The sequence below is a fragment of the Bdellovibrio bacteriovorus genome (genome assembly GCF_001592755.1).
Taxonomy (GTDB): Bacteria; Bdellovibrionota; Bdellovibrionia; order Bdellovibrionales; family Bdellovibrionaceae; genus Bdellovibrio; species Bdellovibrio bacteriovorus_E.
Map to the genome: position 1 here is coordinate 12,884 of NZ_LUKF01000002.1, position 13,385 is coordinate 26,268.

Annotated in this window: 12 protein-coding genes; 5 read left to right on the top strand and 7 right to left on the bottom strand. The window is 46.8% G+C overall.

The window, feature by feature from the left end:
• Window positions 1-8 precede the first annotated feature (8 nt).
• From uvrA to folE2, 4 genes are all read right to left on the bottom strand, one after another.
• The gene (uvrA, locus tag AZI85_RS02885; RefSeq protein WP_063242677.1) at window positions 9-2,612 is read right to left on the bottom strand and encodes an excinuclease ABC subunit UvrA; all 2,604 of its coding nucleotides are present in this window, start codon (window positions 2,610-2,612) and stop codon (window positions 9-11) included.
• A gap of 66 nt (window positions 2,613-2,678) precedes the next feature.
• On the bottom strand, window positions 2,679-3,950 hold the full coding sequence (locus AZI85_RS02890; RefSeq protein WP_063242678.1) for a hypothetical protein: 1,272 nt from the start codon (window positions 3,948-3,950) through the stop codon (window positions 2,679-2,681).
• A gap of 145 nt (window positions 3,951-4,095) precedes the next feature.
• Window positions 4,096-4,590, bottom strand: a complete 495-nt coding sequence (locus AZI85_RS02895; RefSeq protein WP_063242679.1) for a Fur family transcriptional regulator — start codon at window positions 4,588-4,590, stop codon at window positions 4,096-4,098.
• Window positions 4,591-4,707: 117 nt separating this feature from the next.
• Window positions 4,708-5,619 (bottom strand): GTP cyclohydrolase FolE2, encoded by a 912-nt coding sequence (folE2, locus tag AZI85_RS02900; protein ID WP_063242680.1) that lies wholly within the window; start codon window positions 5,617-5,619, stop codon window positions 4,708-4,710.
• A gap of 123 nt (window positions 5,620-5,742) precedes the next feature.
• Between folE2 and AZI85_RS02905 the strand changes: the two genes are divergently transcribed.
• Together AZI85_RS02905 and AZI85_RS02910 are read left to right on the top strand one after the other, a co-directional pair.
• Window positions 5,743-6,312 carry a Maf family protein gene (locus AZI85_RS02905; protein ID WP_063242681.1) on the top strand — a complete coding sequence of 190 codons (570 nt, stop codon included), beginning with the start codon at window positions 5,743-5,745 and terminating at the stop codon, window positions 6,310-6,312.
• Complete coding sequence (locus AZI85_RS02910; RefSeq protein WP_063242682.1) at window positions 6,309-6,713, top strand: cytidine deaminase; 405 nt, start codon at window positions 6,309-6,311, stop codon at window positions 6,711-6,713. The genes AZI85_RS02905 and AZI85_RS02910 overlap by 4 nt, the downstream gene beginning before the upstream one ends.
• Before the next feature lie 20 nt (window positions 6,714-6,733).
• Here the strand turns inward: AZI85_RS02910 and AZI85_RS02915 are convergent, their stop codons facing one another.
• From AZI85_RS02915 to AZI85_RS02925, 3 genes are all read right to left on the bottom strand, one after another.
• The gene (locus AZI85_RS02915) at window positions 6,734-7,816 is read right to left on the bottom strand and encodes an endonuclease/exonuclease/phosphatase family protein (RefSeq protein ID WP_063242683.1); all 1,083 of its coding nucleotides are present in this window, start codon (window positions 7,814-7,816) and stop codon (window positions 6,734-6,736) included.
• A 144-nt stretch (window positions 7,817-7,960) separates the two neighbouring features.
• Window positions 7,961-8,536 (bottom strand): hypothetical protein, encoded by a 576-nt coding sequence (locus AZI85_RS02920; protein ID WP_216635844.1) that lies wholly within the window; start codon window positions 8,534-8,536, stop codon window positions 7,961-7,963.
• Between the two features lie 71 nt (window positions 8,537-8,607).
• Entirely contained in the window at window positions 8,608-9,645 is a 1,038-nt protein-coding gene (locus AZI85_RS02925) for a SurA N-terminal domain-containing protein (RefSeq protein ID WP_063242685.1), read from the bottom strand.
• 175 nt (window positions 9,646-9,820) lie between these two features.
• Between AZI85_RS02925 and mreC the strand changes: the two genes are divergently transcribed.
• From mreC to mrdA, 3 genes are read left to right on the top strand one after another with little or no spacing between them, the layout of a single operon-like run.
• Complete coding sequence (mreC, locus tag AZI85_RS02930; RefSeq protein ID WP_063242686.1) at window positions 9,821-10,864, top strand: rod shape-determining protein MreC; 1,044 nt, start codon at window positions 9,821-9,823, stop codon at window positions 10,862-10,864.
• The gene (locus tag AZI85_RS02935; RefSeq protein WP_063242687.1) at window positions 10,861-11,397 is read left to right on the top strand and encodes a hypothetical protein; all 537 of its coding nucleotides are present in this window, start codon (window positions 10,861-10,863) and stop codon (window positions 11,395-11,397) included. The genes mreC and AZI85_RS02935 overlap by 4 nt, the downstream gene beginning before the upstream one ends.
• Window positions 11,394-13,385, top strand: coding sequence for a penicillin-binding protein 2 (gene mrdA / locus AZI85_RS02940; RefSeq protein WP_063242688.1), 1,992 nt, complete (start codon window positions 11,394-11,396; stop codon window positions 13,383-13,385). The genes AZI85_RS02935 and mrdA overlap by 4 nt, the downstream gene beginning before the upstream one ends.

Consider the following 13,385-nt stretch of genomic DNA (forward strand, 5'->3'; position numbering starts at 1 on the left):
ATCAAGCCTTATTTAAGAACCGGTTTTAGGAATTTCCCGGTCTCGCTGCCAGAAACTTTGGCAACCTGTTCAGGTGTCCCGGTCGCGACAATCAAACCGCCGCCTTTACCACCATCCGGTCCCAAATCAATCACGTGATCGGCCGTTTTAACGACTTCCATATTGTGTTCGATGACCAGCACCGTATTGCCAGCATCCGCCAGCTCTTGAATCAATTCAACAAGCTTACGAACATCGTCGAAGTGAAGACCTGTCGTAGGCTCATCTAGAATATACAGTGTCTTTCCTGTCCCGCGACGAGAAAGCTCTTTTGACAGCTTCACACGTTGCGCTTCACCGCCAGAAAGAGTCGTCGAGCTTTGTCCTAAGGTCATGTAATCCAAACCTACGCGATGCAAGGTTTCTAGCTTGCGATAGATTTGCGTGTGGTTGCGGAAAAACTCTAAAGCTTCGGCCACACTCATTTCCAAAACGTCGGCGATGGATTTGTTTTTATATTTAATATTCAAAGTCTCGCGGTTGTAACGGCGTCCTTGGCACGTATCACAGGTCACGAACACATCACTTAGGAAGTGCATCTCGACACGGATTTGCCCATGACCCATACAGGTTTCGCAACGTCCACCCTTCACGTTAAAACTAAAGCGGCCCGGTTCATACCCGCGCAACTTAGAATCAGGAAGATTGGCAAACAGATCGCGAATCATCGGGAATAAACCGACGTACGTCGCTGGTGTTGAACGAGGCGTTCGACCAATCGGACGTTGATTGATATCAATGACTTTATCAATTTTATCTAAACCTTCGATTTTTTTATACGGCGACGGTTGCGCCAACGCTTTATAAAAGTGCTGCGCTAAAATTTTATAAAGAGTGTCGATGATCAAAGTACTTTTGCCTGATCCAGAAACTCCGGTGACCGCCGTGAAAGTTCCCAAAGGAATGGAAAGATCCACGTTGCGAAGATTATTCCCTGTAGCGCCCGTGATTTTTAAAAAATCACCATTCCCTTTACGGCGCTCTTTAGGAATGGGGATGCGCACATCTCCTTTAAGGTATTTACCCGTTAAAGAGTTCGGATTTTTTTCCAACTCTTGCGGAGTCCCTTGCGCCATCATCTGACCGCCCAAAACTCCCGCACGAGGCCCTAGATCGACAACGAAGTCAGCATAGCGGATGGTGTCTTCGTCATGCTCAACCAGTAAGATTGTATTTCCACGATCTTTAAGTTCGCCGATAATATCTAATAAACGATGGTGGTCCCGCGGATGAAGACCGATACTCGGTTCGTCCATCACGTACAAGACACCGATCAATGAAGAGCCCACTTGAGTCGCTAGACGAATACGCTGTGCTTCCCCGCCCGACAAAGTTCGCGCCGGTCGACTTAAGGAAAGATAAGACGTTCCCACTCGCACAAGATAATCTAAGCGCGACACGATTTGTTTTACGATTTTTTCGGCGATCAATTGATCTTTGGATTTCCATTTGATTTTAGAAATCCACTCGCGCAATTCCACCGAGCTTAAATCGGCAAGTTCTGCGATAGTTTTTTCACCGACCCGGATGTTAAGCGCCTCTTGCTTTAAACGCGTTCCCTTGCAATCAGGGCACGCATTCAAAACCATTTCTTCGCCTTCTTCATCATCCTCGTCAGAAGTCTTTTTACCTTTGTATTTATAAACGACCTTATCAAGCTTCTTGCCACCGACCTCAGAATCAGAAAACTGTTCTTCTTCTTCCAAATCCAAAGTGCCTAAGCCGTTGCAAGTCTCACAGGCTCCGCGAGGATTGTTGAAGCTGAAAATACGCGGTTCAATTTCCGGGAAGCTGTATCCACACTGAGGACAGGCCGAGTGCAAGGAATACGCTGTGCGCTCTCCATCTAAAGTTTCAATAATCACGCGGCCATTGGCCATGCCCAGTGACGTATTGATACTTTCAGCTAAACGAAGCTTCAGGGTGTCTTTCAAGATCAACTGATCGACCACCAAATCAATATCATGGGTTTTGGTTTTCGCTAATTTCGTGGCTTTATCAAGGTCGATCATCTTTCCATCGACCTTGGCTTTCACGAAACCTTTTTTTGCCCAACGTTGGAACTCGGCTAAGAACTCCCCTTTTTTTCCAGAGGCCATGGGAGCTAGAACATAGAACTTTGTGCCCATGCTCTTTTTCATCACGTCTTCAATAATCTGCTGCGGCGTTTGGCTGCTGACCGGAATATGATGAATAGGACATTCAGGAATACCTACTTTTGCATAAAGCAAACGAAGATAGTCGTAAATCTCTGTCACGGTTCCAACAGTCGATCGAGGATTTGTGCTGACGGATTTTTGATCGATAGCAATAGCGGGAGACAATCCCGAGATAGAGTCCACTTCGGGTTTTTTTAACTGTTCAAGGAAGTTTCGCGCATAGGCCGAAAGACTTTCCACATAACGGCGCTGTCCTTCAGCGTAGACCGTGTCAAAAGCCAGGGACGACTTTCCACTGCCACTGAGGCCCGTGAAGACAGTGATCTTATTTCGGGGAATAGTCACACTGACATTCTTGAGGTTATGTTCCTTGGCGCCTTTTACTATGATTCCGTCTTCTTCAGCATGCGACATAAGCCCTCATTCTAGGATGAGGGGTGAAGAACAGCAAGGGCCAGTCGTTGAAATGCAGTGCTTCTATTATAAGCCAAACCCACATTTGCGCTTGATATAAGCGTCAAAATCAGAGTCCGAGAAGTATTTAAAGCGAGCCGAGGAGCTGCTGGATTGATCAGGCCACAAATCCACCACGGGTACTTTGCAGGACCGACCTTGTTTGCTAATTGTCGCAGTGCCATTGCGTTGAAGGCGCGGTTCTTCGCCTACGCGATCCACACGAACCATCACACCGTTACCGCTGTAAGAGATCTTTGCGGGATTCAAGGCTTTTCCTCCCGAGGTCAAGGCCCCGGTCTCTGAAAGCACACCACCAATAACTTCTTTAGTTTGAGTATTGAATGTCACTGTTTCACCGGTAGGTAACGTGACGATTTGCTTATTTCCTTCCACACGGATGTGCGGCAAAGTTTTTCGCGGCAAAAGCACGATATAACTTTCTTGTGTCTGACTGATAGTGGAGTTTGGCATATCACTGATCGAAAAACCCAGGCTTTGACGAGCCCCGGCTTCAAAATCAAAACTCCACTCACGCATGCGCGATTCACCACTGCTCACGATTTTATTCGGTCCGCGATTATAGAATTTAAATTTACCCGGAGTCGGATCGTCGCCGTAAGAGCAAACGTCGTAACCACCCTGCTTGGATGAGCAGCGCACCGAACGCAAGCCATAAGGATTCACCGTGCGTGTGGGCGGGTTGATCACCGGAGAATCCTGTGTCGGCTTTGCCGTCCAATTGACGAGGCCTTCCGGAGCCCCGATAGGAGTGACGGATTCTCCTCGCGAAGTCAGTTGCGCGACTTCACAATCTGAACAAGGTCCGCCCGCTTTTCCCTGCTCTTGCACGACACGATTGGCTTGAGAGACATTTTCGATCACTTTTTCTGCCGTCTCCGTAGCGGGAACACGCAGCGCTGGCGTTTCCTTTGTCGTCTTCACTTGCGTCGCTACTTCTACAGTTTCCGTCGAAGCATTCTGCTTCATCTCTTCTTCGCTCGGATACAGTTTCATCGATGGATTTGCAGTGTTGTAGTAAACCCAGACGGACTCACCCTTATGAGGGCCAGATGTCAGCTCCACTTTCAAACCGTAATTTCCAGAATTAAACTTTTTAGTTTCTTCGATACGCGCACGCGTTCCCGGCGGCATCACAAATTTTACGTTTTTTGTGGATTTTAGAAAATTCGCAGAGTAACGAGCATTGAAATATCCTTCAAGCTCAACGATATCCCCACCCTTGAAACCAAGACAAAACACGACAAATAAAATAAGGGCTTGTTTCGGAAATCGCATCAAAAGTCCTATCGGACTTTCGGAAACACTTCGCAACCCCAACCCATAAAATTATTGAAGTTTCCCTAAGATAGCAGCGGTAATTCTCAAATTGAGACGACAATATTACGAAACGAAAAAGGACCGATTTCTCGGTCCTTCAGGATTACACCTTCGTTTGGCAAGAGGGGCAGACGCCGTATAACTCTAGGATATGGTGAGTCAGCTTAAAGCCGAACTGATGCGCGACTTTTTCTTGAAGGCCTTCGATCGCTTTGTTTTCAAACTCGCAGATCTTTCCGCACTTCACGCATGTTAAGTGGTCATGGTGACCTTTGGGAGTCAGTTCGTAGCGCGCTGGCAATCCGCCCATACGCACTTCCGTCACGAAACTACCCTCTGTCAGAGTGCGAAGGAAGCGATACACTGTCGCAAAACCAATATCTGGATGATCTTTATTGAGCTTTTCGTAAAGCTCTTGAGCCGTCACGTGGCGACGTCCATCGTGCAAAGCTTTAAGAATCGCCATACGTTGAGTTGTTACTTTTAGATTCAAGGCACGGATAATACGTTTGAGCTCGGGCTCATCAAATTGTTCCGTATGAACTACGATGTCTTCGTCATGTTGTCTTGGAAGAAAGGGAACTGCGTCTTTACCCATAGGCACCTCGAACGACCATTTATAGGAGAAGTGCCCGCGGAAGTCCAAATAATTAAGAATCATTTTCAGTTGATTCTTAATTACCTGGCAGTTTTTTCAAGGAAATCAACCTAAGTACTAGAAAGTACGAAGATTTTTGCCTTTAGATATATGAGAAACGGCGTTATGTGGATGCAGGCTTTCGACGTGACTGAACTCAGCCACGTAATCCAGGATTTCCGCTTTGGCATCCAAAGCTTCTTTCACCCGGCGAGCCGCATCTTCACAGAACATCAGGTTTTGGCCATTGCGAAGAGCGAACTCTTGCTCGTCTTCCCTTTTCACCGCACCTTGCACGGCTGTTTGCAAAGCCTCTTCCACTACGTCGATTAAATCGCCGTAGTTAAAGTTCGGCCCCACTTCAGCTTTCACTCTGGCAAAACTTCGTTGTGCATGCGGAGTTGCGACAATCCCTTGCGGAGTGCCCAACCACGAATGAACAACATCGAAATCCAAAGAGCGCTCTTCAAATTGTTGCTTGAAACTATCTTGGATTAATTGACGAGACAAAGCAGCCGAAGCAGGACAAGTGCTTGAATAAGTCACCACCACTTCGACGAAATAATTCTTTACGCCCTCTTTATTGAAAGAAGAAAGAATCACTGGGTAAGAGCGCCAAGCTTGGTTCGCGCTCTTCAAAGCTTTACGTACCAAAGGCGCTTCAAACTGCACTTGCACTAAAGCTTGGGTCGAAAGATCTTCGTGCGTACGCAGGAACTCATCCGTCGTCTGACCTAAGAGGCCTAAGGACATTTCATTCTTCGACAAAGTTTCTTGAGTGATAAGATACAAACGCGACATGTGAATGCCACGTGAAGGAGTTTTATCTAAGCTGACTTTTGCATCCACACGAGCCGGAATGCGATACACGCCATCAGATTGACGAAGCAATAAAGGCAATTCAATCGAGCCCATTCCTACCCAGTCAATCGGAGCGTATTTTTCAGCGTGAGTTTCTTTAGCCACATCGGGCAGAGTTTTTTTAGTCATACAATTCTTCAGTTCTCTTCTGGAAATCAGGTTATTCCAGAGACCCTCTGTTTACCCCAATTTCGTGGCGTTGGCTCTTAAATTATAGTTTTTACAGCTATTTTGACATATAGTTGAAGCCCTATGGCAGAAAAACAATTGATCCTCGCAAGTACATCGAAATACCGCCAAGAGCTGCTTTCTCGTTTGGCTTACAAATTCACCGCCACCGCCCCTTTGATTGATGAAGAAAAAGAGAAGGATCCTAGCCTTTCTCCTCAACATCTTGCAGAAAAGTTGGCGATGTTGAAAGCCGGCAGCCTGAAAGGGGCCGGCCGCGTTGTGATCGGCGGCGACCAACTGGTGGCCTTTGAAGGTCGGATTCTTGGCAAGTCGCACACGCCCGAAAAAGCCGTTGAACAGCTTTATTCCATGCAGGGAAAGACGCATGAGTTGATCACAGCGATCTGCGTGTTTGATGATGACAAGATGATTCCCTATACTGACATCACGCGCATGCATATGAAAAAACTTTCGCGCGAACAGATCGAGCGCTATGTCCAACTGGATATGCCGACGGATTGCGCTGGCAGTTATAAGATTGAAAAACACGGCATCATGCTTTTTGATAAAATTGAAAGCCAGGATTTCACCGCCATTCAAGGTTTACCCTTGATCGCACTCAGCAAAATATTAGAGAATTTAGGACTATGACAGAGATTCAAAAAAAACTTTTCGACGCCGCTTGTGATGCTCAAAAAAGAGCTCACGCCCCTTACTCTAGCGCCTTTATCGGTGCCGCTGTTTTAATGGCAGATGGCTCTATTTATTCTGGATGCAATGTTGAAAACGCTTCTTTCGGTGGAACTGTGTGCGCTGAGCGCGTGGCCATTTTTAAAGCTGTCAGCGAAGGCGCTCCGAAACAAGTGAAAGAAGTTTTGGTCGTCAGCGACGCTGAAAAGCCGTGGCCTCCGTGTGGATTCTGCCGTCAAGTCATCGCCGAATTCGCCACAGAACAAACCCTGATTCACACCGCGAACCTTCAAGGAAAAATGAAGACCTTCGCCTTCCCAGAAATCTTCCCAGAGGCCTTCACGCCAAAACACCTCGACTAGAGGTGCCTCTAAGCAGGCACCTATCGGAATTTTTCGAAGTAGGTGTTGAATGTGCCTTGGCGGTTTTTTAGTTGGGTTGAAAGTTCGTTGATCATTTGGGCGTAGCCTTCGAATTCTTTGGCGTCTTCTTGTTGAAGGATGTAGCTCGCTACGGCCAAAGTTTCTAGGGCTTCGGTGCGGCGTCTTTCGATGTCGCTTGCTTCAACCACAGACGTCGTTGGTTCGACGGAAAACTTCACGCGAACACCGAAGTGGTCGGACCATGGTTTGCGTGGAGTCCCGCGCATGTTCACTTCGCCCTCAAGAGCTTTTAAAGTCGTTCCTGAATTTCCGACGTTGGAAAAAAAGATATAATCAAATGTGTGATCGCTCAGCATCCAGCCCAAGGGGTTTCCGGTGCAGTAGGTGCAGAAGGATTTTGGATACGCTCCGCCGAAATATTCTTCCATAGAGTCATGAGCACCCAATGTTAGCATCAGGAATTTTCTTTCGACGCTATCGATGTCGGCATTGAAATCACCAGATAAAACTAACTTTTCATTTTGGTGTTTTAATCTCCAACGCAAGATATCTAGGATTTGCGTCAGGCGCACGGCAGGAGAGGTAGGATGAAGATGTGTGTTTAAGAAAAAGAAATCTTCATCGATACCGAAAAATCCGGCACGAACGACGTGATAGGCTTTTTTGACATTAAAGGCGACACGCACTGAATCCAGAACGCCGCCCTCATTATTGACTTGGAAGTCTTCAGTCTGACTCCCCTTGACGTCCGCCATGAAAAGCGACATCAAACCGATGCGGGATTTTTTGTTGGGAGCGCTGATTTCGTATTGGCGATGCAAATTGTTTTCGATTTGTTGAATATGGCCTTCATTCCAAACTTCTTGTAAATGAACCACGTCACATTTAGGGATGGATTGAAGAAAGCCTGTCATGCGTTCCGTGCGCTCTTCGACCTTGGAAGCATAGATCGGACCGTAAGCATTGAAGTTTTGCAGGCAGAATCGCGGAGGATTCGGATCGGCAGAAAAGTACATTTCCGCACGCGCACTTTGAGCACCTAAAACAAGCAAACCCAGAGTTAACATCTTTGAAAGAGTCATCACGTTCCTCGCAGACAAAAAGTCTTATGGTCCTTTATTCAAGTTCCATACAAAGGCGAGCAGCTTTTTAATTTGAAAGCGGCTGTCTAACTTTGAGACAGGGCGACTAATTGGCAGATTTCTTCGCGGAAAACGCAAGCTTCCTTAGGGAAGGATAAGACTGTGCCCAGAAGTTAAAAATTCTATTTTCACCTGTTCCAGGAAACTCTGCGAAGGAAGCCTTTTCCCCACCCACGAATCCACCTCTTTGAAGAAATCCTCAGAGGTTTTTTGCGACGCAGATTTCAATAGTTTAAAGCCTTCATGGCGATAGTCGTCTTGATTGATGCCGTTCTTGCTATCATGTTTCCAAATGAAGTTTATTTTTAAAAGTTCAAACTTACCGTCGAGAGGTAAAGACTCAAGATAGTGAGCGTAAGAAAATCGAGCCTGCAGCAAAGTTTGCGTCGTATCCCAAGAAAAACTCCAGTGGCGTTCCTCTCGGAAGTTCAAGCTATAGAGTTTTACTTGAGCCGCATCGGCTTTTTGGGAAAGAAAATTTCTGGACTCCGCAAGAAGGGAGGCCCATGTCGGATTCAGAATTTCTGTTTCAGCCATCCAGGTTTTGGACTCTAAATGACTTTTCAGTTCACCTAGCCACTTATCAACCAAAACCAAATCTGCTGACATGCCAGAAAGCGGATCTATCGGCGCTTGAAATCCCGCGGACACATAAAACAAGAAACCCCGTCGTGCTGACAGGGCTCCTTCGATAACTATGCTTATTGGAATTTCACGAACAAAGCTGAGCATTAGTTCAACTGCAAAGCTTGTGTGTTCATAGTCACGTGAGACTTAGAACGGAATTGGTTCACCCAGGCTTCAAACATACCGTCACCGCGGCGTTTTTGCAGCATTTCTGGAGCCATTGGCTCAAGGGCAGAAACTTGTTCTACTTTTGTCTCTTTTAGTTTCAATACGTACTTCGCGTTGCCATCACGAACCAGGCGTTTCAACAAAGGCTCTGTCTTCTTAAGTTCAAAAACGGCCTCTGTCGCTACAGAGCTTGTGATTTTTGGGAAGGTTTCAGCACTGAGTTCAACAAATCCTGTTTCTTCCCAAGTCGCTTTCAACTCTTTAAGTTGCGCATTCACTGCCGCTTCGTCGCCTTTCGCCAAGGCTTCGTCCAAGGCTTTTACGGCTGCATCAGCTTTTTCTTTAGAAAGAGCTTTTGTCGCCGCCTCAGAATCTACGCGAGCAAACAAGACATTGATTTTTTGAGATTTCAACTCTTGGATCTTTTTAAGTTCTACAGCGGTTGGTTTTGCAGCCAACTCAAACATCTGACGCGTGCGCACGTTTGCGATATCTTTACGCACTTTGTTTTCGAAATCGCCCGGAGTCGAACGAGTGGACTCAAGGTAACGGCTGTAGAATTCACGTTGGAACTGACCATTTTGTTGGAAGAATGGAATATCCTTCACGATGAAGTTCGCTACTTCCGCGTCTGTTGTCAGAATGCCATTTTTCTGTGCAGCTTGAGACACAAGCTCCATGCGCACTAGGTTTTCCAAAGCTTGCTGACGAAGCAGTTGACGCTGAGAGCTAAAATCCATCTGACTGCCGAAGAGGTTTTGGTAGTACTGCTGAATGCGGTTTTCCTCTTGCTGGAAGTCAGCAACAGAGATCAGGCTGTTGTTCACACGCGCTACTGATCCGACACCTGCGCCCATAGGGCCCGGCAATCCGAAAAACACGAATACCAGAATGATCGCGCCGAAGAGAATGATAGCTGTCACACTCTTACCAGAGAGTTTTCTCTTCATTTTATCAGCCATATTTTCGCTCATAACTTTTATCCTTCCTTAAACATCTTTTGAGAGCGGTTCCATTACCCAACGAATTTTGCATTTTTTCAAGGGGAAATTGTTGAAATAATTGGTTCTTTTGACTAGCGTTTGAATATTACCACGAGGACGCACTTTCAGAAATCGCGGTAACCATACACAGCATAGAGGGGAACCTTTGAACTTTTTCAACTTTGATCTCAAGAAACTTGTGATGATCGGGATTGTTTTGGCTTTGCCACTGATCTCTATCAACATGCAGCAAAGACCTCAGGAATCAAACTGGCTTTCGAAACCATTTACGATGTTGGCTAGCGCCGTGTCGGAAACTTTTTACGGCTTCAGTCATGGTGTCACTGATACAACCGCCATGTACGTCAATCTTATCAATATCAAAAAACACAGTGAAGAATTGAAAAGCACGAACAACGAGTTGCAAGCGCGTTTAGAAAAAATGAACGAACTTCTGCTCGAGAACGATCGTCTTCGCGGTTTGCTGACATTTAAAGAGCAAACGAAAATGAGCTTGATGGCGGCCCAAGTGATTGGTCGCGACTTGGTTATCGATCACAACACGGTCACCATCAACAAGGGAACTAACGACGGATTGAAAGCGGGTCAAGCCGTCATCACCACCGGTGGTGTTCTAGGTTACATCTTTAAACCAGAGCCTTTCACTTCTCACGTCATGTTGATCACTGATCGTTACGCGGTTGTGGATGGCTTGATTCAAAGAACACGCGCACGCGGTATCGTCGAAGGTAAAAGCCAATACACTAGCACCTTGCAGTTGAAATACGTAGAGCGCACTGAAGACGTACAAGAAGGCGACATGGTCGTCACGGGTGGCTTAGATAATATCTTCCCAAAAGGTTTCCCGGTGGCGATTGTTGAATCCGTCGAAAAGAAAACTTTCAGTGTGAGTTTGAAAGTGGATCTGCGTCCAGTTGTCGACCCTTATAAGGTCGAAGAGGTTTTTGTCGTTCTTTCTGCCGCGGCTGAAGATTTCGGAGACAAGTACGCTCCTCAAGCCGCCACCGAAGGCGAAACGGCTGAGCCTAATGCGGCAACGGCAGCTCCAGCAGCAAGCCCTGCGGCGACAGCAAAACCGACGCCCGCTGCAAGTCCGGCAGTAAAACCCGCAGCAACGCCTGCGGTGAAACCTTCTGTGGCGGCAACTCCGGCACAAGCTCCGAAAAAGCCAGAGGAGAAACCACAGTGAAGATCCGCTGGAATGCTATTCTGAATTTTCTCGTATTATTTGCGGTTTTAATTTTGGTAGCGGGATTACAAACAACTTTCTGGTTTGAACTTTTTGGGAATGTCCCTTCCCCTCTACTTTGGTTGAACTTGATCGTATATGTGATCCTTTATCGCAAACCGTTCCCGGCCATCCTCACCGTTTACGCGATGGGCTTCATTTTGCTGTCGTTCACAGCAATGCCTTTAAAGATGATGTGGATTAGTTCCGTCATCCTCTTCACTTTGGTCTATGCCATCAAAACACGCGTCTTTTGGAGTGGCTCCGGATACTATACAATCATGTGCGGATTCTCAGCCGTCGCCTATCACCTGATTTACTTCTTCTCTTCGATGGTGTTAGAAAAAAATCCTGCGAGTTTCGAGATTGTTGATCGCTTGGTACAGATTGTTCTTACTCCTTCATTTGCCTTTCCGATGTACTGGATCTTAGCAAAAATCGACAAGATCACTCAGGATGAATTGATGCACGAGCCTGGGGGATTGGAGTTATGAGTACTTACGTAAGTAATCCGGATGAGGCAAAAGAGTACCACAGCCGGTATAAAATCTTTTACATCGCTATTGCGTTTGCTCTGACTATTTTCTCGATCCGCTTGTGGTATTTGCAAGTGATCTCAGGAAATGAGTTGCGTGAGTTCTCGGAAAAAAATCGTATCAAACAGAACAAGATCACCGCTCCCCGCGGATTGATGTTGGACCGTGACGGAAAAGTTCTGGTGGAAAACCTGCCAGGCTTTGAAGCGATTCTTTCTCCTCAATATATTGAGAACCTGGAAGAGCTTTCTAAAACTGTCGGCCCCGTGCTAGGCATGGAGCCTGACAAAGTCGTTTTGAAAGTGACAAAAAGCCGTCGTCAAAACGGACCGTTTGCACAAATTCGTTTGAAAGAAAACTTAAGCCGCGAAGAAGTCTTCCGTCTTAAACGCATGCGTTTGGATACGCCGGGCCTTGAGATCCGCGAATCCATCGTGCGCTACTACCCTCTTAAAGATAATGGCGCACAACTTTTCGGCTACGTCGGTGAGATCTCTAAACGTCAGCTTCCCGTTTTGAACGAGCTTTACAAAGGCACGCTGCTCTTTGAACAAGGTGATATCATCGGTAAGAGTGGTTTGGAAGAGACCCTGGAAAAAGACATTCGCGGCGCAGATGGTGTCAGCTTTATTCAAGTCGATGCCCACGGACGTGAAACTGTCACCCAGACTCCGAATATTTACGGTGAACAAATCAAAGACTTGATTCCGGTTCACGGTAATAACGCTGTCCTGACTATTGACCGCGATATTCAAGAAGCCGCTTTCAAATCTTTCATGGCTTTGAATCGTATCGGTGCGGTCGTCGCGATGAGAACCAATGGCGAAATTTTGGCGTGGGTCAGCACTCCGTCTTTTGATCCGAATGAGTTCTCGACAGGGATTTCGGCTCAGACTTGGTCGCGTTTGATCAACGATCCGTTTAAACCCTTACGTAACAAAGTTATTCAAGATCACAACTCTCCAGGTTCGACATTTAAGCCTTTGGTGGCGGTGCCGGCACTTCAAGAAAAAGTGATCACTCCGACAACGATCGTGAGCGCACCGGGTGTATTCTACTTTGGACGCCGTCCTTACCATGACCACTTAAAAGGCGGTCATGGTAACATCACGGTGTATGAAGCTCTGGAAAGATCTTCGAACGTCTTCTTCTATAAGATGGGTATCGCGCTGGGCGTAGACAAAATGTATGACTACATCAGCCTTTTAGGTATCGGTCAAAAAACTGGCATTGAACTTTCTCGTGAAGTGTCTGGAACTATGCCGAACTCTGCGTGGAAAAAAGCCACGGTCGGTGAAGAATGGCAACCGGGTGAAAACTTAAGTACCGCGATCGGACAAGGTTTCGTGAATGTGACACCTTTGTCGATGGCGATTGCTTACAACTCAATCGGCACTGAAGGAAAAGTTGTTAAGCCATTCTTAGTTCGTAAGATCATCGATCAGGATGGAAAAGTCTTGCGCGAAAATTTCCCCCAAGTGGTGCGCGATCTTCAACAAACTCAGCCAAATGGCGTGCATATTTCTCCAGAGACTTTCAAAGTCGTGAAAGAAGGTATGCGTCGCGTGGCCAACGGTGATCGCGGAACGGCGAAACACTGGAAAGTTCCGGGCGTGCAGATGGCTGGTAAAACAGGCACGGCGCAGGTCATGGGCTTTTCGGCAGATCAAATCTATGCAAAGTGCGAAAGCCGCCCGATTCACATGCGCCATCATGGTTGGTTCGTAGCGTTCGCTCCGGCAGACAATCCAGAAATTACGATTGCCGCTTTAGCAGAACACTCTTGTCACGGAAGTACGGGAGCGGCTCCGATTGTTCGCGATATCGTGCAAGCTTACTTTGAAAAATATCATCCTGAGGTGATTGAAGCCGCGCTGAAAGCCAAAGGGCAAAAACGCGCCACAGCTCCAACCGGCCCCATCCCTGAACCTGCAGAAGGAGAATAA

Coding starts and splice junctions, on each gene's coding strand:
- uvrA (WP_063242677.1), bottom strand. CDS start 2,612: ATGTCGCATGCTGAAGAAGACGGAATCATAGTAAAAGGCGCCAAGGAA.
- AZI85_RS02890 (WP_063242678.1), bottom strand. CDS start 3,950: ATGCGATTTCCGAAACAAGCCCTTATTTTATTTGTCGTGTTTTGTCTT.
- AZI85_RS02895 (WP_063242679.1), bottom strand. CDS start 4,590: ATGGGTAAAGACGCAGTTCCCTTTCTTCCAAGACAACATGACGAAGAC.
- folE2 (WP_063242680.1), bottom strand. CDS start 5,619: ATGACTAAAAAAACTCTGCCCGATGTGGCTAAAGAAACTCACGCTGAA.
- AZI85_RS02905 (WP_063242681.1), top strand. CDS start 5,743: ATGGCAGAAAAACAATTGATCCTCGCAAGTACATCGAAATACCGCCAA.
- AZI85_RS02910 (WP_063242682.1), top strand. CDS start 6,309: ATGACAGAGATTCAAAAAAAACTTTTCGACGCCGCTTGTGATGCTCAA.
- AZI85_RS02915 (WP_063242683.1), bottom strand. CDS start 7,816: ATGACTCTTTCAAAGATGTTAACTCTGGGTTTGCTTGTTTTAGGTGCT.
- AZI85_RS02925 (WP_063242685.1), bottom strand. CDS start 9,645: ATGAGCGAAAATATGGCTGATAAAATGAAGAGAAAACTCTCTGGTAAG.
- mrdA (WP_063242688.1), top strand. CDS start 11,394: ATGAGTACTTACGTAAGTAATCCGGATGAGGCAAAAGAGTACCACAGC.